Annotated in this window: 19 protein-coding genes; 10 read left to right on the plus strand and 9 right to left on the minus strand. The window is 74.1% G+C overall.

What is annotated here, in order from left to right:
• Positions 1 to 31 precede the first annotated feature (31 nt).
• The 3 genes from PGB27_RS21915 to PGB27_RS21925 all read right to left on the minus strand — a co-directional run bounded on the left by PGB27_RS21915 (position 32) and on the right by PGB27_RS21925 (position 2,639).
• Complete coding sequence (locus PGB27_RS21915; protein ID WP_274202540.1) at positions 32 to 850, minus strand: DUF4397 domain-containing protein; 819 nt, start codon at positions 848 to 850, stop codon at positions 32 to 34.
• Between the two features lie 218 nt (positions 851 to 1,068).
• Entirely contained in the window at positions 1,069 to 1,959 is an 891-nt protein-coding gene (gene ygiD, locus PGB27_RS21920; protein WP_274202541.1) for a 4,5-DOPA-extradiol-dioxygenase, read from the minus strand.
• A gap of 89 nt (positions 1,960 to 2,048) precedes the next feature.
• Positions 2,049 to 2,639 (minus strand): TetR/AcrR family transcriptional regulator, encoded by a 591-nt coding sequence (locus PGB27_RS21925; RefSeq protein WP_274202542.1) that lies wholly within the window; start codon positions 2,637 to 2,639, stop codon positions 2,049 to 2,051.
• Positions 2,640 to 2,774: 135 nt separating this feature from the next.
• On the opposite strand from PGB27_RS21925, the gene PGB27_RS21930 reads away from it, so the two are divergent.
• Entirely contained in the window at positions 2,775 to 4,070 is a 1,296-nt protein-coding gene (locus PGB27_RS21930) for a cytochrome P450 (protein ID WP_274202543.1), read from the plus strand.
• A 25-nt stretch (positions 4,071 to 4,095) separates the two neighbouring features.
• Entirely contained in the window at positions 4,096 to 4,281 is a 186-nt protein-coding gene (locus tag PGB27_RS21935; RefSeq protein ID WP_274202544.1) for a hypothetical protein, read from the plus strand.
• Here the strand turns inward: PGB27_RS21935 and PGB27_RS21940 are convergent.
• Positions 4,267 to 4,533 (minus strand): hypothetical protein, encoded by a 267-nt coding sequence (locus PGB27_RS21940; protein WP_274202545.1) that lies wholly within the window; start codon positions 4,531 to 4,533, stop codon positions 4,267 to 4,269. The genes PGB27_RS21935 and PGB27_RS21940 overlap by 15 nt on opposite strands.
• Positions 4,534 to 5,055: 522 nt before the next feature.
• Between PGB27_RS21940 and PGB27_RS21945 the strand changes: the two genes are divergently transcribed.
• From PGB27_RS21945 to PGB27_RS21955, 3 genes are all read left to right on the plus strand, one after another.
• Positions 5,056 to 6,648 (plus strand): alanine/glycine:cation symporter family protein, encoded by a 1,593-nt coding sequence (locus tag PGB27_RS21945; RefSeq protein ID WP_274202546.1) that lies wholly within the window; start codon positions 5,056 to 5,058, stop codon positions 6,646 to 6,648.
• A gap of 98 nt (positions 6,649 to 6,746) precedes the next feature.
• Positions 6,747 to 7,436 carry a response regulator transcription factor gene (locus tag PGB27_RS21950; RefSeq protein WP_274202547.1) on the plus strand — a complete coding sequence of 230 codons (690 nt, stop codon included), beginning with the start codon at positions 6,747 to 6,749 and terminating at the stop codon, positions 7,434 to 7,436.
• Positions 7,433 to 8,803 (plus strand): HAMP domain-containing sensor histidine kinase, encoded by a 1,371-nt coding sequence (locus tag PGB27_RS21955; protein ID WP_274202548.1) that lies wholly within the window; start codon positions 7,433 to 7,435, stop codon positions 8,801 to 8,803. Before PGB27_RS21950 ends, PGB27_RS21955 begins: the two co-directional genes overlap by 4 nt.
• 214 nt (positions 8,804 to 9,017) lie before the next feature.
• On the opposite strand, the gene PGB27_RS21960 is transcribed toward PGB27_RS21955, so the two are convergent.
• A complete protein-coding gene (locus PGB27_RS21960; protein WP_274202549.1) occupies positions 9,018 to 9,593 on the minus strand; it encodes a hypothetical protein in 576 nt (191 codons plus the stop codon).
• 112 nt (positions 9,594 to 9,705) lie between these two features.
• Between PGB27_RS21960 and PGB27_RS21965 the strand changes: the two genes are divergently transcribed.
• Both PGB27_RS21965 and PGB27_RS21970 read left to right on the plus strand, forming a co-directional pair.
• Complete coding sequence (locus PGB27_RS21965; RefSeq protein WP_274202550.1) at positions 9,706 to 11,748, plus strand: transglycosylase domain-containing protein; 2,043 nt, start codon at positions 9,706 to 9,708, stop codon at positions 11,746 to 11,748.
• Between the two features lie 37 nt (positions 11,749 to 11,785).
• Positions 11,786 to 12,622 carry a YhjD/YihY/BrkB family envelope integrity protein gene (locus PGB27_RS21970; protein WP_274202551.1) on the plus strand — a complete coding sequence of 279 codons (837 nt, stop codon included), beginning with the start codon at positions 11,786 to 11,788 and terminating at the stop codon, positions 12,620 to 12,622.
• A 67-nt stretch (positions 12,623 to 12,689) separates the two neighbouring features.
• Here the strand turns inward: PGB27_RS21970 and PGB27_RS21975 are convergent, their stop codons facing one another.
• Positions 12,690 to 13,328: a hypothetical protein gene (locus PGB27_RS21975; RefSeq protein ID WP_274202552.1), complete on the minus strand. Its 639-nt coding sequence runs from the start codon at positions 13,326 to 13,328 to the stop codon at positions 12,690 to 12,692.
• A 486-nt stretch (positions 13,329 to 13,814) separates the two neighbouring features.
• Between PGB27_RS21975 and PGB27_RS21980 the strand changes: the two genes are divergently transcribed.
• Both PGB27_RS21980 and PGB27_RS21985 read left to right on the plus strand, forming a co-directional pair.
• Positions 13,815 to 14,957: a glutathione-independent formaldehyde dehydrogenase gene (locus tag PGB27_RS21980; protein ID WP_274202553.1), complete on the plus strand. Its 1,143-nt coding sequence runs from the start codon at positions 13,815 to 13,817 to the stop codon at positions 14,955 to 14,957.
• Between the two features lie 219 nt (positions 14,958 to 15,176).
• Complete coding sequence (locus PGB27_RS21985) at positions 15,177 to 15,563, plus strand: DUF421 domain-containing protein (protein ID WP_274202554.1); 387 nt, start codon at positions 15,177 to 15,179, stop codon at positions 15,561 to 15,563.
• A 70-nt stretch (positions 15,564 to 15,633) separates the two neighbouring features.
• Here PGB27_RS21985 and PGB27_RS21990 read toward each other — a convergent pair whose 3' ends face one another.
• Positions 15,634 to 16,776: an AI-2E family transporter gene (locus PGB27_RS21990; RefSeq protein ID WP_274202555.1), complete on the minus strand. Its 1,143-nt coding sequence runs from the start codon at positions 16,774 to 16,776 to the stop codon at positions 15,634 to 15,636.
• A complete protein-coding gene (locus PGB27_RS21995; RefSeq protein WP_274202556.1) occupies positions 16,773 to 18,032 on the minus strand; it encodes an MFS transporter in 1,260 nt (419 codons plus the stop codon). The genes PGB27_RS21990 and PGB27_RS21995 overlap by 4 nt, the downstream gene beginning before the upstream one ends.
• A 500-nt stretch (positions 18,033 to 18,532) precedes the next feature.
• Between PGB27_RS21995 and PGB27_RS22000 the strand changes: the two genes are divergently transcribed.
• Positions 18,533 to 18,898 carry a hypothetical protein gene (locus PGB27_RS22000; RefSeq protein WP_274202557.1) on the plus strand — a complete coding sequence of 122 codons (366 nt, stop codon included), beginning with the start codon at positions 18,533 to 18,535 and terminating at the stop codon, positions 18,896 to 18,898.
• A 220-nt stretch (positions 18,899 to 19,118) separates the two neighbouring features.
• Here the strand turns inward: PGB27_RS22000 and PGB27_RS22005 are convergent, their stop codons facing one another.
• Positions 19,119 to 19,277 carry a hypothetical protein gene (locus tag PGB27_RS22005; protein ID WP_274202558.1) on the minus strand — a complete coding sequence of 53 codons (159 nt, stop codon included), beginning with the start codon at positions 19,275 to 19,277 and terminating at the stop codon, positions 19,119 to 19,121.
• Positions 19,278 to 19,486 lie beyond the last annotated feature (209 nt).

Raw genomic sequence — 19,486 nt, forward strand, 5'->3', positions numbered from 1 at the left:
ACCAGCCCGGTCAGGGCGGGGGCACGACCGGTCAGCGCCGGCCCGCGGGACGCAGGCGGGCGAGCGAGAGCCCGACCAGCGCGACGCCGGCCGCGGAGAGCGCGGCCCACCCGGCGGCCGGGACGCCCTCCGACGGGGCGCCCGACGGGGCCCCGGCGGGGACGCCGTGCGGCGCGGAGTCACCGCCGCCGACGGTGAAGGTCACCAGCTCCAGGTTGTCCTGCTGCAGCGACCCGACGGCGTGCACGAACGTCGTCGTGCCCTCCTCGAGGGTCAGGTCCGCCGGCCCGATGACGGGGTCGGTGGTGCCGGCGGCGGCGACGGCGGCCGAGACGGTGCCGGCCGGGACCTCGAGGGCCTCCTGGTTCGGGTTGGTCAGGTTCCGGACGACGGGCTCGCCGCCGGCGAGGACGTCGACGGCGGGCGCGGCCGCGAGGTGGCGCACGACCACGCGCGCCTGCCCCGCGGGGACCTCGCCGACCTCGTTGACCAGGGGCGTCAGCGACGGCTGGCCCTCGGCGGTGAGGTGGGCGGCGAGGGTGACGTTGCCGCCCGCCGGCACCTCGGCCTGCGCGGAGAGCAGGGGCTGGCCGGACCCGTCGGCGGCGTCGGCCGGGAACACGGCGACCTGGTGCGGGCCGGACGGGAGGTCGAGCGGCCCCTGGCTGGTGCCGGGGGCGAAGTCGTCGAGGGCACGCTCCCCGTCGACGTAGACGTCGACGGGCGTGTCGGGGATGCCGTGCACGACGTAGACGGTGCCGGTGTCCTGGGCGACGGCGATGCCGGCCGTGCCCAGGGCGATCGCGGACGCGAACAGGGCACCGGTGGCGGCGCGAGCGAGGCGGCGCATCGGGTTCTCCTCGGGAGCTCGAGAGGCGGACACCCCCTCTACGGCCGCTGCCTCCTCCACGGATGCAGGTGCGCAATGTTCGTCGCGCGGTTCGGTCGCGCGGGGTGGCGCTGGGGAGCCGTCCGAACTCCTGCCGGTAGTCCGCGGCGAAGCGGCTGAGGTGGGTGAAGCCCCAGCGGGCGAAGGCGGGCGACGGCGGGCGACGGCCCCGCCGCGGCTCAGATGTTCGAGGCGTCCGGCGGGAGGTCCGAGGGCGGCCGCGGCACCCCGGCGCCGCCGCCGGAGCCCGGGCAGGACACGTCGAGGGTGTAGGCCGTCATCGACAGCGACCCGTAGGCGTAGCCGTCCACGAGCACGTCGACGTCCGGTGCCGAGCCCGCCCCGGCCAGGCCGGCGAAGTAGAGGGCCGGGATGAAGTGGTCCGGGGTCGGGACCGCGGACCGGAAGTCGGTGTGGGCGTCGAGCGTGGCGAACTCCGTGGGCTCGGTGAGCATCCGCTCGCGCGAGTCGTCGCTGAACCGTTGCGCCCAGTCGTAGCCGTCGTCGGCCAGGCCCCAGTCCATCGCCCGGAGGTTGTGGACCACGTTGCCGCTGCCGAGCACGAGCACACCCCGTCGCCGGAGCGGGGCGAGCTTCGCGCCGAGCTCGAGGTGGTGGTCGAGGGGCTTGTCGGCGTTGATGCTCAGCTGCACGACCGGGATCGAGGCGTCGGGGAAGGCGTGCAGGAGCACCGACCAGGTGCCGTGGTCGATCCCCCAGCTGTCCACGTCGGCCCCGACCCACGTCGGGTGGACGACCTCGCTGACCTCCTCGGCGAGCTCCGGCAGCCCCGGGGCGGGGTACTGAACGTCGAACAGCTCGGCCGGGAAGCCGAAGAAGTCGTGGATGGTGCGCGGTCTCGGCATCACGGTCACGGCGGTGGCGTTGATGTACCAGTGCGCGCTGATCACGAGGATCGCGCGGGGGCGCGGCACCGTCGCGCCGAGCGAGCGCCAGGCCGCGGTGTAGCGGTTGTCGGCCAGGGCGTTCATCGGGTTCCCGTGCCCGAGGAACGCGGCGGGCATGAGCGTGTCCGCCGCCCCTGCGTCGGTCGTCTCCGCGTGGACCATGTCTCCTCCGACCTCCCCTCGGGCGCGTGATGGTGGCGTCGAGCTCCCGGCGCCCAGCCTCGCGGTCGTCGCACGTCGATCGCCAGAGGTCAAGCGGTCGAGCCGACCTCGAGGTAGCGGGTGGCCATCTCGGCGACGTCCGCGGCCGTCCTGTCGATGGGCTGCTGCGGCAGCACGAGGTGGCTCAGGGTCAGGCGGGTGGCGGCGTCGGCCGCGGTGGCGACGCGATCGGGGTCGAGCTCGGGGTGGTGGTGCCGGACGAGGGCGGTGAGTCCCCCGCGCGCGAGGTCGAGCACCGGCGCGCCCCGGCTGGTGATGAGCGGGAGGAACTCGGCGCTCGAGTCGCTGAGCAGCACGGCCTTGACCAGGGGATCGCCCTCGGCGGCGGCGAGCGTGGTGCGCACCGCGGCCGTCCACCGCTCCCGCAGCGTGTCCTCCTCGGCCATGGCGGCGCCGACCTGCTCGAGGAGCTGGTGGGCGTGCCGGAGGACGAGGGCCTGGGAGAGCCCGTGCTTGTCGCCGAACGTCTTGTACAGCGTCTGGCGGCTGACCCCGGTCCGCGTCGCGACCGTCCGCATCTGGAGCCCCCGCCACCCCCGGGCGAGGACCTCCTCGGCCGCGGCGTCGAGAGCCACCTCGCGCATGCGCTGGTGGGCCTCGTCCCGGTACGGGTTGCTCACGGGGACACACCCTACCGAGACGCGGACACCTTGGCGGCGGCGTCATCTCGGTTGACACTTTCGCAGAAGTGTTGACTGCGCGGGCCGATGTCCCGACAGTGGTGGGGGCACCGACGCCACCCCGGGGAGGACCCGATGACCGAGAGCGTCACGAGCTTCGCCAGCGGCACGCCCGACCGGCCGCACGACGACGTCGACATCTCGTCGAAGGCGTTCTGGTCGGCGACGATGGACGAGCGGGAGCGCTCGTTCGCCGTCCTCCGGGAGCGCGGCACGATCACCTGGCACCCCCCGTTCGAGGACCAGCTGCTGGAGGTCCCCGACGACCACGGGTTCTGGGCGGTCACCACCTACGACGACCTGGTCGAGGTCACCAAGCGCCACGACGACTTCCTGTCCGGACCCGGCATCCTCATGGAGAACCTGCCGCCCGAGCTGGTCGAGGCCGGTCAGTCGATCATCGGGATGGATCCGCCGCGCCACACGAAGCTGCGCCGGCTGGTGGCCGCGGCCTTCACGCCCAAGCAGATGCGGCGCATCGAGGACCGCATCAAGGCCAACGCGACGAAGGTCGTGGACAACCTGCTCGACAGGATCGACGAGGGCGGCGGCACGGCCGACTTCGTGGCCGAGTGCGCCGAGCCGCTGCCGATGCACAACATCAACGACATCATGGGCGTCCCCGACGGCGACCGTCAGCAGGCGGCCCACGAGGCCAAGGTCGGCACCGGGTGGAACGACCCGGAGCTGGTCGGCGAGGGGCGGGAGCAGGTCCTCGGCCGCCTCTTCCAGGCGCTGACGTACGTCCACGGCCTGGCGACGTCGCTCGCCGCGCAGCGTCGCGTCGACCCGACCGACGACCTCATCACCGCGCTGGCCCGCGCCGAGGTCGACGGGGAGCAGCTGACCGACGAGGAGATCGGCGCCTTCTTCGTGCTGCTGACCATCGCCGGCAACGACACCACCCGCCAGTCCACCAGCCACGGGCTGCGGGCCCTGACCACCCACCCCGAGCAGCGGGCGTGGCTGCTCGAGGACCTCGAGGGCCGGATGCCCGACGCGGTCGAGGAGCTGGTCCGCTGGGCGACGCCGATCATGACCTTCCGCCGCACCGCGGCCCGCGACCTGGAGTTCCGGGGCCAGCAGGTCACCGCGGGCGACAAGCTGGTCATGTTCTACTCGTCGGCCAACCGCGATGCCTCACGCATCGAGCGGCCCCACGAGCTCGACCTGTCCCGCCACCCGAACCCGCACATCAGCTTCGGTGGCGGCGGCATCCACCACTGCCTGGGCAACCAGCTCGCCCGCTTCCAGCTCCGCGCGCTGTTCACCGAGCTCCTCACCCGCGCCCCGCACCTGGTCGCCGGCGAGCCCGAGCTCATGCCCGGCAACTTCTTCCACGTCGTCAAGCGCATGCCCTGCTCGCTGTGAGACGGACCCGAACGAGGAGGACCTGATGGCGCCACCGCCGTTCGCGGTGCCCGTCCGTGCCCTGGCCCGCGCCCTCGCCGACGTGCTCGACCTCGGCGCGGAGGCCGGTGTCGCGGTCGGCCTCCTGACCGCCGACGCCCTCGGCGCCCTCCCCCGGCCCGCGCACCGAGCCGGTCGAGGTGATCGCCCGTCGAGGTCAGGACGCCGGTGAGCGCGGCTCACGAGGAGGGACGCCGCGATCGTCGAGCAGGGCGCGCACGGACCGGCGGGCACTCGTCTTCTTGCTGTGCAGGAGCGCGGCGTCGAGCACGCGGTGGGTCGACCGGCAGTCCTCCACCTCGACGACCACGCGGTGGAACGGCCGACCCGAGAGATAGACGACCACGACCTCGGTGCCGTCGCGGACGCCCCACAGCTGTCGCCGCTCGCCGATCCCGAAGCAGCCCACACGCAGCCGACCCACCCATGTGAGACCGGGGCAGGGCAACCGAGGGCTCGAGGCCACCGCGTCGTCCCGGGACATCACCCGCGATCCGACGATCCGTTCGAAGGGCACGTGGAGGCCTCGACGGCAGGCGGCGGCCCGATCGATCCCGGTGAACAGCGCCTCCAGCCCGGTCGGCCCCACGGCAAGCTCGACGGCCATCGCACCTCAGCTTCGTCCGGGAGCAGGCCGGTCGGCCTGGTCCTTCGGCGCCACCCCGCGCTGATGGAGGCGAACGGATCGATTCCGTGTCGCCGGGAGCTCGCCGAGGGTTACCGCCACGGGGCCGTCCGCGCCGAAGTTCGTGCCGACGGCGGCGGCCGGCGCGCCGACCGGAGGCAGCCCGAGTCGGCCGCCCGCGCCGATCCCGCCGGGCGCGCACGTCGACCCGACGGTTCCCAGGGCCGAGACCGGCGGCGCACCGCCGCCGTCGCTGACGATTTCCTGACGAACCCCCCACGCGCCTTGGCGCCATGACCGGCATCACCTGAGCTGGGGCTCATGACCGCCGCAGCCGTCGTGCCCGCCGAGCTCGACGTCCTCGCCGCGGGGGGCGCCTCCAGCGGAGCGCTCGCCGCCGTCGAGGACGCCATCGACGCCGTGTTCACCCCGGTCGCCGAGGGGCTGTCGGCCGTCGTGTTCGCCGAGATACCGCTGCTCGGGGTCTCGTTCCCGTGGATCGTCGGGTGGCTGATCCTGGCCGCCCTGATCTTCACCGTGTACTTCCGGGCCCCGCAGTTCCGCAACTTCGGGCTCGCCGTGCGCATCGCCCGGGGCCGCTACACCGGCGACGACGAGCCCGGCGAGATCCCGCACTTCCACGCATTGACCTCAGCGGTCTCGGGCACGGTCGGTCTCGGCAACATCGCCGGCGTCGGCGTCGCCGTCACGATCGGCGGGGCCGGCGCCACGTTCTGGATGATCGTGGCGGGGCTGCTGGGGATGTGCACCAAGTTCGTCGAGTGCACGCTCGGGGTCCGCTACCGCGAGCACCACCCCGACGGCACGGTCTCGGGCGGGCCGATGCACTACCTGCGCCGCGGGATCGCGGAACGTTTCCCCTCGGCGTTCGGCCGCAACCTCGGCAAGCTCCTCGCCGGTCTCGCCGCGGTGTTCATCCTGTTCTTCGGCGTGGCCGGCGGGAACATGTTCCAGGCCAACCAGACCTTCGCGCAGCTCAGCGAGGTGACCGGCGGCGAGGCCGGCGTTCTGGGCGGCGACGGCGCGGCCCTGGTCTTCGGCGTCGTCCTGGCCCTCGTGGTCGGCCTGGTGATCTTCGGCGGCATCCGGTCGGTCGGCAGGGTGACCAGCCGGCTGGTCCCGGCGATGGCCCTCGTCTACGTCGTCGCGTGCCTGACCGTGCTCCTGGTCAACCTGCCGCTCGTCCCCGCCGCCGTCGGCGCGATCACCAGCGGGGCGTTCACCGGGGCCGGCGTCGCGGGCGGGGTCATCGGCGCCCTCATCGTCGGCTTCCAGCGCGCCGCGTTCTCCAACGAGGCCGGGCTGGGGTCGGCCCCGATCGCGCACTCCGCGGTCAGGACCCGCCACCCCGCGACCGAGGGCTACGTGGCGCTGCTCGAGCCGTTCGTCGACACCGTCGTGATCTGCACGATGACCGCCCTGACCATCGTCGTCGCCGACACTCCCTACTGGCGCGAGGCCCAGGCCGCGGCCGTCGCCGGGCAGGACCCGGCCGGCGTCACCGTGACCTCTTCGGCGTTCGAGACCGTGCTTCCCTGGTTCCCGTACGTCCTGACGTTCGCCGTCGCCCTCTTCGCGATCTCGACCATGATCACGTGGGGCTACTACGGCCAGAAGGCCTGGACGTACCTCTTCGGCCGCAGCACGCTCTCGGAGCGGATCTACCAGGTGGTGTTCTGCCTGTTCGTGGTCATCGGCTCGGTGCTCACCCTCGGCGCCGTCCTCGACTTCGCCGACGCGGTCCTCTTCCTGCTCGCGCTGTTCAACATCATCGGGCTGTACCTGCTCGCGCCCGTGGTCAAGGAGGAGGTCGCCGCCTTTCGGGCGGCCCGGCGGTCGGGCGAGGTGGTCGAGATGGCACCCGCCGAGCGCCGGGCGACCACGCGCACCTGACGATCACCTGACGAGGTGTTCCCGTTGCTCCGCGGGACCTCGCCGGGTGCCCGGGGGCGGGTAGCGTTCTCACACCGACGCCGCGGGAGGGCCACCAGATGGGGACGCGTGTCCTGCTCGTCGAGGACGACGAGCGCATCCGCCAGGCCCTCGGGCTGGCCCTGGCCGACGAGGGCTACGACGTCGTGGAGACCGCCACGGGCGAGGAGGCGCTCGAGGTCGTCGACCCCGACCTCGACGTCGTCCTGCTCGACCTGATGCTGCCCGGCATCGACGGCATCGAGGTGTGCTCGACGCTGCGCTCGCGGGGCGACCTGCCGATCATCATCGCGACCGCGCGCTCCGACACCGCCGACGTCATCGCCGGGCTCGAGGCCGGCGCCGACGACTACGTCACCAAGCCGCTGATCGCCGGGGAGCTGGCCGCGCGCATCAAGGCGCTCCTGCGGCGGCGGCGTCCCGCGGGTGCGGAGGAGGCGCCGGGCTCGCCGGAGCTGCGGCTGGGGGACCTGGTCATCAGTCCGGGTCGCGAGTCGGTCGAGCGGGCCGGGCAGCCACTGCACCTCACACACACCGAGTTCCGGTTGTTGGTGGAGCTGGCGACGGCCCGCGGCGACGTCGTCACCCGCGAGCAGCTGCTGCAGCGGGTCTGGGGCTACGACTACTTCGGCGACACCCGGCTGCTCGACGTCCACGTCCGCCGGCTCCGCCGCAAGATCGAGCCCGACCCCGACGACCCGACCCTGGTGCTGACCGTCCGCGGCTCGGGCTACCGCACGGGACCATGACCGACCTGCGCCGCCGCTGGGAGTCGGTGTCCCTGCGCTGGCGGGTCGCCCTCGCGTTCGGCGTGGTCACGACGGCCGTCGCCGCGCTCCTGTCGGTCACGACCTGGCAGCTCGCCTCGAGCTACATGCTCGACCAGCGGGAACGGGGCGCGACCAACCAGGCCGTGGTCGACGCCCGGCTCGTCGCCGACAACCTGCAGCGACGCTCGGACGAGCTGCCCACCCTCCTCGTGGGCCTGGCCGGCCGACCGGAGACGAGCGTGCTCCTGCGCCGCGGCGGGACGTGGACCACCGCCGGGCGGGAGACCGACGTCGAGGACGTACCCCCCGCGCTCCTCTCCGCGGCACCGGCCCGCCAGCGTGTCGAGGTCGACGGCGTGCTCGTGCTCGCGGTCGCGATCCCGGTGACGCCCGACGGCGACATGTTCGTCCGGCTCGCGTCACTGACCGAGCTGGACCGCACGCTGCGCTTCCTGTCCGGCGTCCTCGTCATCGGGACGGTGGTCGCGGGACTGCTCGGTACGTTGCTGGGTTGGTGGACCGCCCGGCGTGCGCTGCAACCGTTGTCCGAGCTCACCGATGCGGCGGGGCGCATGGCCGAGGGCGACCTGTCCGCTCGCCTCCCGGTGCGGCGCGAGGCCGACCTGGCGCCGCTCGCGTCGCGCTTCAACGCCACGGCCGACGCCCTGGAGGAGCGGGTGCAGCGCGACGCCCGCTTCGCCGGCGACGTCAGCCACGAGCTCCGTACCCCGCTCACCACCATGATCAACGCGGTCGAGGTGCTCCGGCGCCGTCACGGCGACCTCCCCGAGACCGCCGGGCGCGCCGTGGACCTGCTCGGCGCCGACGTCCAACGGTTCCACCGCATGGTCGAGGACCTGCTGGAGATCTCGCGCGGAATCCAGGTGCCCGACGGCCACGACCTCGCGCCGGTGGACCTCGCCGTCGTGGTGGAGAACGTGCCCGAGGCGCTCGTCCCGGGCGCCGACGTCGAGGTCGCGCACCCCGCGCCGCTCGTGATGGCCGACCGGCGGCGCCTCGACCAGGTCGTCGCGAACCTGTGCGACAACGCGCGCCACCACGGCGGCGGGGTGGTCCGTCTCGGGGTCGTGCGCCGCGACGGACAGGCGGTGATCGAGGTCGACGACGCCGGGCCGGGCGTGCCGGCCGATCTGCGCGAGCGCGTCTTCGAGCGCTTCACGCGTGGGGGGCGTTCCGGGCGCAACGGGGCCTACAGCGGGGGCACCGGCCTCGGGCTGGCGCTGGTCGCCCAGCACGTCCACGGCCTGGGCGGGCGGGTGTGGGTCGAGGACCGCCCCGGTGGCGGGGCGCGGTTCGTCGTGGCGCTCGAGGAGGTGTCGTCGTGACGCGATGCGTGGGGCGGCTCCTGGCGGCCGGTGTGATCGTCCTCGGCGCGACCGCGTGTGGCGTGAGCCCTGAGAGCGACCCTGAACCGCTGCCCCCGACGATCCCGGTGGTGCTCCCGCCCTCGGTCACCCAGGAGCCGGCTCCGCCCACGCCGAGCCCGCCGCCGAGCCCGCCGACTCCCCCGCCGTCGGGTGCCGCAGGGCCCTGAGCGGTTCAGCCCGACGCGCCGACCCCGAGGGCGCGGCAGGACGGGACGGTCGCGGCCTGGGCGGTGAGCGACGGCGGCAGCGCGAGGTCGGGCAGGGACACGGCGGGGCCTGCGAGGACGAGCCGACCCCGGACCTTCTGCAGGGTGTCGAACAACGTCCCGTCCGCGACCTCCGGCACCGCGCGCAGATCCTCGCGCAGCATCGCCAGCTGCGCCGTCCGGTCGCGCAGCAGCCCCACGACGGGCTCGGTCACCATCTGGCCGGCCTCGATCGGCGGCGGCCCCGCGCGGTTGATCCCGTCCGCGGCGGCGTCGAACGCCCGGATGCGCTCGTCGAGGTAGGACAGCATCTGCTGTCGCGACCCGAGGAGGTCCTCCGTACGGATCTCGGGCGGCCCCGGGGCCCGCACCGCCGGGGTCAGGGCGGTGCACACCTGATCGAGCCACGTCTCGGGCGTCGGGTTGCCGGACGGGTTCTCCGGACCGAACGGCCGGGGCTGCGGGGGTGCGGCCTCCACGCCGTAGGCGCAACCGGACAGGAGACCGAGCAACAGGACCAGGGGCATCAGGTAGCGGCGCACACCCGTGGCGTGCCCAGGTCGGCCGGGCGACCGACACGGCGCCGGGCCATCGTCAGGCGATCGTCAGCCGGTCGTGCCGTCGGGTCGCGACCCGACGTGGTCGATTGGGTCCATGGCCAGACCCGGGACGCACCGGCTCCCCCTCCTGCTCCGGGCCGTCCCGGTCGTCGCCGCGGCGGGCGTCCTCGTGGCCGCGTTGCTGGCCCCGGTCGCGATCGGTGCGGGGACCGTGCTCGCGCGCGCCTCGACGGGGGTCGGGGCCACGACCACCGGCATCCTCGACCGCGCGCCGGACGCCGCAACGGTGGTGACCGATGCGACCGGGGCACCGATGGCCCTGCTCTACCGCCGGTTCCGGGTGCCCGTCGGGCCGGCGGGGATCGCGGACACGATGAAGGCCGCGATCGTGGCGGTCGAGGACCGCCGGTTCTACGCCCACGACGGCGTGGATCCGCAGGGGCTCGCCCGCGCGCTGGTCAGCAACGCGGTGCGCAGCACGCCGCTGGAGGGCCAGGGCGCCTCGACGATCACCATGCAGTACGTCAAGAACCAGCGGCTCTACACGCTCGCCGACACCGCGGAGGAGCGCCGGGCCGCCACCGCCGACACCCTCGCGCGCAAGCTCACCGAGGTCCGGCTCGCCCACCGCGTCGAGGACCGCCTCGACAAGGACACGATCCTGGCCCGCTACCTGGACCTCGTGTACTTCGGCCGCGGCGCCTACGGCGTCGAGGCGGCGGCCCGCACCTGGTTCGCCACGAGCGCCGCCGACCTCACGGTGCCGCAGGCCGCCCTGCTGGCCGGCATCGTCCGCGCCCCGGCGACCTACGACCCGATCGACCACCCCGACGCAGCGCGGGCCCGGCGCGGCCAGGTGCTCACCGCGATGACCGAGGTCGGCTCCCTGACCCCGGCACAGGCCGCAGTGGCCCGCGCCGCGCCGCTCGATGTCGTGCCCGACCCGGCGCTGCCCGCCGAGGGCTGCCTCGCCGCGCGGGAGGGCACCGGGTTCTTCTGCCAGGAGGTCGTCGACCGCGTCACCGCCGCCGGGCTCGACCTCGCGACCGGCGGCTACACCGTGCGGACCACGCTCGACCCCCGGGTCACCCTCGAGGCACGCGAGGCGGCCCGGGACGCGGTCGACGCGGACGACGAGGTCGCCGAGGTGGTGTCCGTGGTGGCGCCGCGCCCCGACCGCCGCCCGGTGCTCGCGCTGGCCGCGAACCGGGCCTACGGCGACGACTCCGCCGCGGGCGGGACGATGCTGCCGATCACGACCGCTCCCCTGCGCGGCGCGGGCTCCATCTACAAGATCTTCACCGCGGCCGCCGCGCTGGAGCGCGGGCTGGTGACCCCGGACAGCGAGCTCGACGTGCCCGAGCGCTACACCGCCACCACCTTCGACGACGCGGGCGAGGACTACGCGGTCGAGAACCTCGGCACGTACGACGACGAGATGACCCTCGAGCGGGCGCTCGCCGAGTCCCCCAACACCGCGTTCGTGGCTCTCCTCGACCGGCTGGGCAGCGTCGACCCGGTCGTCGACGTCGCCCGCCGCCTCGGCCTGCGCACGACCCTCGCCGCGCCGGGACCCGGCGGCCGTCCCCTCGCCGAGCGGGTGCGCGCCGCCGAGCAGGCGTCGTTCACGCTCGGGCCGGACCCGACGAGCCCGCTCGACCTCGCGAACGTCGCCGCGACGATCACCGCCGGCGGCACCTGGTGCCCCCCGACCCTCGTCGCGCGGGTGACCGACCGCGCGGGCCGGGACGTCACCCCACCGCCGCCGCCCTGCGAGCAAGCCGTCTCTCCCGAGGTCGCCGAGCAGCTGCGCCGCGCGCTGTCGGAGGACCACGTCGACGGCACCGCCGCCGACGCGGCCGAGGACGCCGGCTGGGACGGGTCGATGATCGGCAAGACCGGCACCACGCAGCGGTCGGCGTCGGCCGCCTTCCTCGGAGCCACCGATCGCTACGCCGCCGCGGTCATGACCTTCTCGCTCGACGCGCCGGAGCCGTTGTGCGCCGACCCGGTGCGCACCTGCTCCGACGGCGACCTGACCGGAGGCTCCGCGCCGGCAGAGACGTGGTTCGACCTCATGACCCCGTGGCACCGGGGCACGGACGCGTCCCCCGAGGCGGACGAGGACGAGGACTGAGGCACCGGTCCTGCGGGCAAGGGTGACCGTGGCCCTGATGCGCCGACGCCCACCGCGGACACGCCCGGGGCGGATCGCGGCGTCGGCGTCGCGGCATCGCCTCCCCGCGCTCGCGGCGGAGTCGGCGTTCTTCGCGGCGCTGGCCGTCTTCCCCGCCCTGCTCACGGTCGTCGCGATCCTGCGGGCGGCCGGGACGGCGCTGGGCGCGGACGCGGACGTGGCCGCCGCCGAGGGCATGACCCGCCTGCTACGGGTGGTGCTCACCACGCGGGGCAGCGCCGCGGCGGACGCCGCCGCGACGCTGCTGACCACCAGCACCACCGGTCTGCTGACCGTCGGCACCGTGGCCGCGCTGGTGCTCCTGGTCCGGGCCCTGCGCTCGGTGCTGCACGCCCTGGCCACCATCGCGGGGCGCCCGGCCCGGACCTGGCGTGCCGCCGCCGCGCTCGCCCTCCTGCTGCTCGTCGGCGGCGCCACCGTCACCGCCGCGGCCGTGCAGGACCCGCTGCTCGTGCTCGACGTCCCGGCGGGACACCTCGTGTGGCGTCTCCTGCGCTGGCCCGTCGTCGTCCTCGCCCTCGTCGCCTGGGCGGTGCTGGTGCTGCGGGTGGGGATGCGGCTCCGCCGAGGGACCTGGCGGGTCTCGCTCGTCGCCGCGGCGATCGCCGTCGCGGGGTGGCTCACGGCCAGCGCGGTCTTCCCGCTCTACGTCTCGGTCGTCGCCCGCGTGGCCGGCGGGCTCGGAGCCCTCGGGGGCGGGTTGATCCTGCTCGTCTGGCTGTACCTGCTCACGCTGTCGCTCTACCTCGCCGGGGAGACACTGCGCGAGCTCCACGACGGCGGGGCGGAGGACACCTCGCGGACCCCGCTGTGACGAGCGGCGCCCCGCGGCACGGGGGCCGCGGGGCGCCGTCACGTCGTGGCCGGGTCGTGCTCCGGCCTCAGCGGTGGTCGTCGTCGGAGGCCGCCCGGGTGCCCTTGGTCAGCGACGCCCCGGCCCCCGTGCCGATCACGGCCGCGGCGAACGCCACGCCGAGCCACAGCGCGGACCAACCGGCCGCGTTCTGGACGGCCTGGAACGCCTGGGCGAGCACGGCCGGGTTACCGGCGAACTGCTGCGGGCCCGTGGCGACGACGAGCTGGGTGAGCCCACCCAGGCTGCCGGCCAGCGCACCGCCGCCGAGCAGGCCGAGGAGCAGCAGACCCACCGCGCTCAACGCCCAGGTCATCGCCCCCTGCAGCGCCGCATGGGGCGAGCCTCCTCGCCACGACGACGCCGTACCGCCCGCCAGACCGCCCACGAACAGGGCGATGATCGCGAGCAGAGCGCTGACGATGCTCGCCGCCACGCCGGCGCCGGCGCCGTCGACGCCGAGCGCGATCCAGCCCAGGGCGATGAACAGCAACTGCAGCACGACGTACACGGGCAGCGCGACCACGGCGCCGACCCACGCAGGCCCCCACCGGGTCGTGCGCTCCTCCGTGCGCTCCTCCGAGCGGGTCGCCCGCTGTTCGGGCCCGACGGTTCGATCCTGCGACGGCGCCTCCGCCGCGCCGGACGTGTGTTCAAAGGTGGTCATCGAGGAATACCTCCACCAGACAGGTCTCGGTGGCGTCCGGAGCCGTGTCCGGCTCCGGTCGCGGGCCGCGGACCGGTCGGCCAGGCCTTCGCAGCCCGCCGCGTCCGTACTCGACGCCCGCACCGGCTGATCCATCAACCGGTCACCCTTCGGCTGCCCTGTCCTCCGTGCCCCTATCTTGCGTCGGCCTTGCGACCTGCGTGAACCGCTCAGCCCGGATCGAGCCGCTGGTTCGGAGAGGGGGCGACACCGGACGGTGCCCCCGTCCTCGGACCCCCCGCACGCCGCGCTGGAGATCCGGGCGCTCACCCCGCATCATCCCGCCCGGCCGGACGGCCGTCAGCCAACCGCAAGAGCCGATCCGGTTCGGTGTGGCGCGGACCGTCAACACCCGTCGCGTCGCACGTGCCCCGCCGCATGTCGACACCAGCGTCCGCCCCTCGGACCTGAACACGATCGAACACAGCCACTCCACGGAGGTGCGCGATGAAGGCCGTCGTCTACAGGGACGCCCACTCGGTCGCGGTCGAGGACGTCGACGACCCGCGGATCGAGGCGCCCACCGACGTCCTGGTCCGGATCACGACCACCGCGATCTGCGGTTCCGACCTGCACATGTACGAAGGCCGCACGGTGGCCGACACGGGCATCGTGTTCGGCCACGAGAACATGGGGATCGTCGAGGAGGTGGGGTCGGGCGTCACCCGCGTCCGGGCCGGTGACCGGGTGAGCCTGCCCTTCAACGTCGCCTGCGGGTTCTGCCGCAACTGCCTCTCCGGCAAGACCGCCTTCTGTCTGACCACCAACCCGCCCTACGCCGGCGCGGCCTACGGCTACGTCGGCATGGGTCCCTACACCGGCGGGCAGGCCGAGTACCTGCGCGTTCCCTTCGCCGACTTCAACTGCCTGGTGCTGCCGCCGGGTGATGAGCACGAGAACGACTTCGCGATGCTCGCCGACATCTTCCCCACCGGCTACCACGCCACGGTGCTCGCCGACCTCAACCCCGGGGAGACCATCGCCGTCTTCGGGGCCGGACCGGTCGGGCTGATGGCCGCCTACTCCGCCATGATCAAGGGCGCGTCGAAGGTTTTCGTCGTCGACAAGGTGCCCCACCGCCTGCAGCTGGCCGAGCAGATCGGGGCGATCCCGATCGACTTCTCGGCCGGCGACCCGGTCGAGCAGATCACCGACCAGACCGACGGGGTCGGCGTGGACAAGGGCGTCGACGCCGTGGGCTACCAGGCCACGGTGTCCAGTGGCGAGGAGCAGCCCGCCGTCGTGCTCGACCAGCTCGTCGATGCCGTGCGCCACACCGGTCGGCTCGGCGTGGTCGGGCTCTACCTGCCGCAGGATCCCGGCGCGCCCGACGAGAACGCCGCCAACGGCCGGCTGTTGTTCAACATCGGCCGCTTCTTCGAGAAGGGCCAGAAGATGGGCACCGGCCAGGCCGACGCGAAGGCCTACAACGCCCAGCTGCGGGACCTGATCGTCGCCGGGCGGGCCACCCCGTCGTTCGTGGTGTCCAAGGAGCTGCCGCTCGACGAGGCCCCCGACGCCTACGAGCGCTTCGACCGCCGCGAGGAGGGCTACTCCAAGGTCGTCCTCAGGCCCGGCAAGGCCGCGTGACCCGCGCGGGCACCTCGGGACGTTCGTCTTCGTCCGGGTCGGCACCGCCGCGGTGCCGGCCACCCAGCAGCTCACCGGACCCGGACCGCTGCAGACCGTCCCCATCGCCATCGCCTTCGGGCTCGCCCTGGTCGCCGCGGTCTAACACGACCACCCCGGTGTCCGGGGCCCACCTGAACCCGGTCGCGCCACCTTCCTGCTGATGGTGACTTCGACCTCGTGGTCACCGTCGCCCTCGGCTCCACGCTCGCGACGATCCTGCTCAGCACCGACGTCTCGTGGTCCGAGGGCGCCGTCGCGCTCGTCCTGCTCGTGGCGCTCCAGTTCGTGGTGGCGTGGACGACGACCCGGTGGCCGGCGACCCGCTCCGCGCTGACCTCGGCGCCGACGCTCCTCGTGCTCCACGGCGAGATCCTCGAGGAGGTCCTGGGCGAGCACCGCGTCTCGCCGGGCGAGCTGCGCCAGGCGGTCCGGGCGAGCGGCAGTGGCGACCTCTCCCAGGTCGGAGCCGTCGTGCTCGAGAGCGACGGCACGCTCAGCGTGGTCCCGGCCTCCTCGCTGGGGGACGCGTCAGCCCTGCGCGACGTCCCCGGGGCGCACACCTGAGTCCCGACCCATCGTCACGACTGCCTGACGACCCGGTCAGCAGGACGCGGGCACCGTCAGCAGGCCCGATTCACGGCGGATCGCGCAGCGCCGTGGAGGCGCCCGCGCGGTCCGACTCGGTCCCGGGCTCGGCGCGCTCGGCGGGCTCCGTCCGGGACTCGGCCGACTGGTCATGGCTCAGCGACTCGGTGACGCTGCGGGCGACGGCGACGAGCGGGACCGCGATGACCGCACCCGCCACGCCGAACAGCACCCAGCCGGCGGTCACCGACAGCAGGATGACGACCGGGTGCAGCTTGACCGCGCGGCTCTGCACGAACGGCTGGAGGAGGTTGCCCTCGACGTTCTGCACCACGAGCACCACGCCGAGCACGAGCAGGGCGATGACCGGCCCGCGGGTCACCAGCGCCACCAGGACCGCGGCCGCTCCACTGATCGTGGCGCCCAGCAGGGGCACGAAGGCCCCGAGGAACACCAGCAGGCTCAGCGTGAGCGCGAGCGGCACCCCGAGGACGACCAGGCCGATCCCGATCAGCACGGCGTCGGCCAGGGCGATGACGACGACGCCGCGGACGTACCGGCTCAGCGTCTCCCAGCCACGTCGCCCGGCCTCCTCGAGACGCTCCCGGTGCCGCGCCGGCCCGACGGCGACGACGGAGCGCCACATCCCCGACCCGTCCTTGAGGAAGAAGAACAGCACGAACAGGGCGATGAGGAGCCCGGAGAGCACGGAGATCACCGTGTTCGCCGCGGTGACGCCGCTCGGCGCCGCGGCCCGGAGGGCGTCGACGAGCCGGCCGCGCACCTCGTCCACCTGCTCGGGCCGCAGCGCGAGCGGGCCGGTCACCAGCCAGTCGCGGATGCTGTCGATGCTGGCCGTCAGCGACGACGCCAGGTTCTCGAGCTGCCCCCGGATCCGCTGTTCGAGGAGGTAGCCGGTGCCCCCGACCGCCGCGACGAGGAGCAGCACGCTGAGGCCGGCGGCCAGCCAGGCCGGCATCGCGCGGTGCAGCAGCCGGGCCAGCGGGGAGAGCAGCGCGGCCAGGAGCAGCGCCGTCGCCACCGACAGCGTGACCAGGGCCAGCTGCAGGGCGATCCACCCGAGCACCCACACCGTCGCGCCGACGACCAGCAGGCCGGCGCAGACGACGACGGCGCGGCGGAACCACCGCGGGACGAGCTCGCGACCCGGGTCCTCGACGCCGCCGGTCACGTCCGGCTCCCGCGCGGCCACAGGAGCAGCGGGACGGCGGCCAGCACGGCCGGTCCGATGACGAACCACATGGCGTTGTATCCCTCGGTGGCGGGGAACAGCGGGACGGCCAGCGACACCGCAGCCCCGACGGCGAGCGGCCCGAGCAGGCATCCCGCGCCGCGGCTGAGCAGGAAGAGGCCGGCGGCGCCGCCGTGGTGCTCGGCGGGCAGCACCTGCATCAGCGCGGAGTAGTTGAGGGTCATCACCACGCCCGCCCCGGCCGCGGGCAGCGGGACCAGCGCGATCATCCACGCGCTGTGGAAGAACCCGGCGCCAATCACGCCGGCTCCGTACACCGCCGACGCGACGGCGAGGACGCGCCGGTGCCCGACGGAGTCGGCGACCCGGCCCGCCAGGGGCACCGCGACGACGAGTCCGAGGGCGACGAGCGGGAACACCACCCCGGACACGAAGCTGGCGCTGCGCCCGAGGCCGACCGTGAAGAACAGGACGACGAACGCCTTGAGCCCCTGGAGCGCGACGTTCCACAGCAGCGTCGCCCCGAGCACGACGGCGACGTCGCGGTCACGCATCAGCCGGACGACCGCCCGCAGCCCACCGGGCGACGCCGCGGCACCCGCCAGCGGCTCCTGACGGGAGGACCACAGGCCCACCAGGAGCGCGACCGTGCCGATCGCCACGGCGCACGCCGCGACGAGGAACACGGCCGGCGCCCAGAGGTCGAGCAGGAAGCCGCCACCGACCAGGGCCGCCCCCAGCCCGGCGAAGCGCCAGGAGGAGGCGGCGGCCCGGGAGCGGCCGCTCACCTGCTTGGGGACGAGGTCAGGGTAGAGCGCCTCGTAGGGCGTCAGGTACGCGAAGTGCCCGACGAAGTAGGCGGCCGCTCCCACGACGAGCACCGTGCGGTTGAGGTCGGTCGCCACCAGCAGCAGCCCGGTCAGGCACAGCGGCGCTCCGACGAGGACGAACCAGAGCCGGTGGGCGACCGTGCGCGCCGCCCGGTCGTTCGCCAGGCCCACGAGCAGCGGCAGGACCAGGCCCGCCGCCCCTTCCCCGCCGATCACGAGGCCGGTGACGAGCGGGCCCGACTCCGTCCCCAGCAGAGTCGGCAGGTAGGTGGTCAGGGCGGTGATGGCGAACGTCGTGCCGAACGCCGGCGCTCCGAGCACGATCAGGAACGGCCACCGAGCGTGTCGGTCGGCCTCGGCCCCTTCAGCCTGATCGGACGCCGTGCCGCCGGTCCGACTCGTCATCGCACCTCGCTCGACCCGATGTCCGGGAGGCCCGGGCCGCCGGAGACCTCCCCGCTGCAACGCGCGGGGTTGCCGATCGTCGGACGTCCGCAACCTTGCGCGGGCCTGACGATGCGGCGGCCGGCGTGCCCGCGGAGCAGCCCGGAAGCGCCCTGTGCTCAGCAGGTCAGCGCTGACCCATGTCCGAAACCACACGCGCCGCCAGCATCGCGACCGCGACCTTCGCGTGAGACCTACCGTGACCGCGACGACGGTGACGCGGGCGCCGGTGCCGTCGGGGTGGGTCGGGCGGCGGGCGAGGTCCCTGTCCGGTCGATCGCCGGGACGGCGGCCCCGGAGCCGAGACTCCCCGTGAGGGGAGGTGTGCATCCGAGGGGCGGTGTGCGGGACCGTCAGCGGACCGCAAGCTCTGGCGTCTTCCGTGGCGCGCCTCCGCGGCATTGGCTGGTGGGGACGCCACCGCGACCGCGTGAGGCCGTAGCGCGACGAAGGACCGAACCGTGGACGAGCCCGATCCCTCCGGCTTCTCGTGGGTCATGTGTCCCGAGACCGGGGTGACGGCGCGGGAGGCGGCGGTGAGCGCCCTCGTCGCGCGTGACGACCTCGGTGCGGAGTGCGTCGCGGCGTCGATCTCGATGAGCCGCACCCGCCGCCTCGCGATGATCGAGGACGTCCGGGTCCTCACCGGCGTGCTCGCTCTCGAACTGGAGACGCGAGAGGCCCTCGACGGGCGCTGCGATCCGGCTCACCGCGCGCGGCTGGTCCACACGGCCACGATGCGGTCCGAAGCCTTCGCCCTCTGCGCAGCGCTCACGCTCGAGGCGCTGGACGACGAGCTGCGCGGGGACTTCCCCCACGGCCGCTGAGCCGGGCAGATCGGCATGATCATCGGCTTCGCCACCGCCTGGCCCGCCAACGTCCGGCTCATCCTCGCGGCATCAACGAGGCCAGGTGAGGGCGAGCCGTGCTGATCCTCGACCTGGTACTCGACCTGGGTCTCGGGTCGCGCCCGGCCACGCCGAGGAGCGGGCCGAGGCGCGGCCCGAGCTCGGGCCTCGAGCGTCCGTCGCCCCCTCGCTCAGCAGGTCATCGCTGATCGGGCGGCGGGGAGGACCGGTCCTCCTTCTCCCGGTTGTCACGCGCCTGCTTCGCGGCCGGCGCACGTTCCTCTTCGTACTCGTCCTCGGGCGTCTTGGCGTTCTCCTGGGCGTGCTGTGCAGCACGGGGCGCCTCGGGCTCGGTCATGGTTCACCTCCTGGTCGGGAAACGGCCGGGATACCCGCTCGCGGCGCCACCCAGCCGGGCGGCGTAGCTGCGGGGGATTCGTGCGGCACCACGGGCGGGACGCCTCGTGGGTCGCAGGTCCGACCGGCGACAGCCGCGTCTCGCGATGGGCGGTCCGGCGTCGTCGTGGGCGCGCTGCGCGCCGTGCCGGTTCTCCTTCTCCATCGCTC

It is taken from the genome of Actinomycetospora lemnae, from assembly GCF_028737315.1.
GTDB classification, from domain to species: Bacteria; Actinomycetota; Actinomycetes; order Mycobacteriales; family Pseudonocardiaceae; genus Actinomycetospora; species Actinomycetospora lemnae.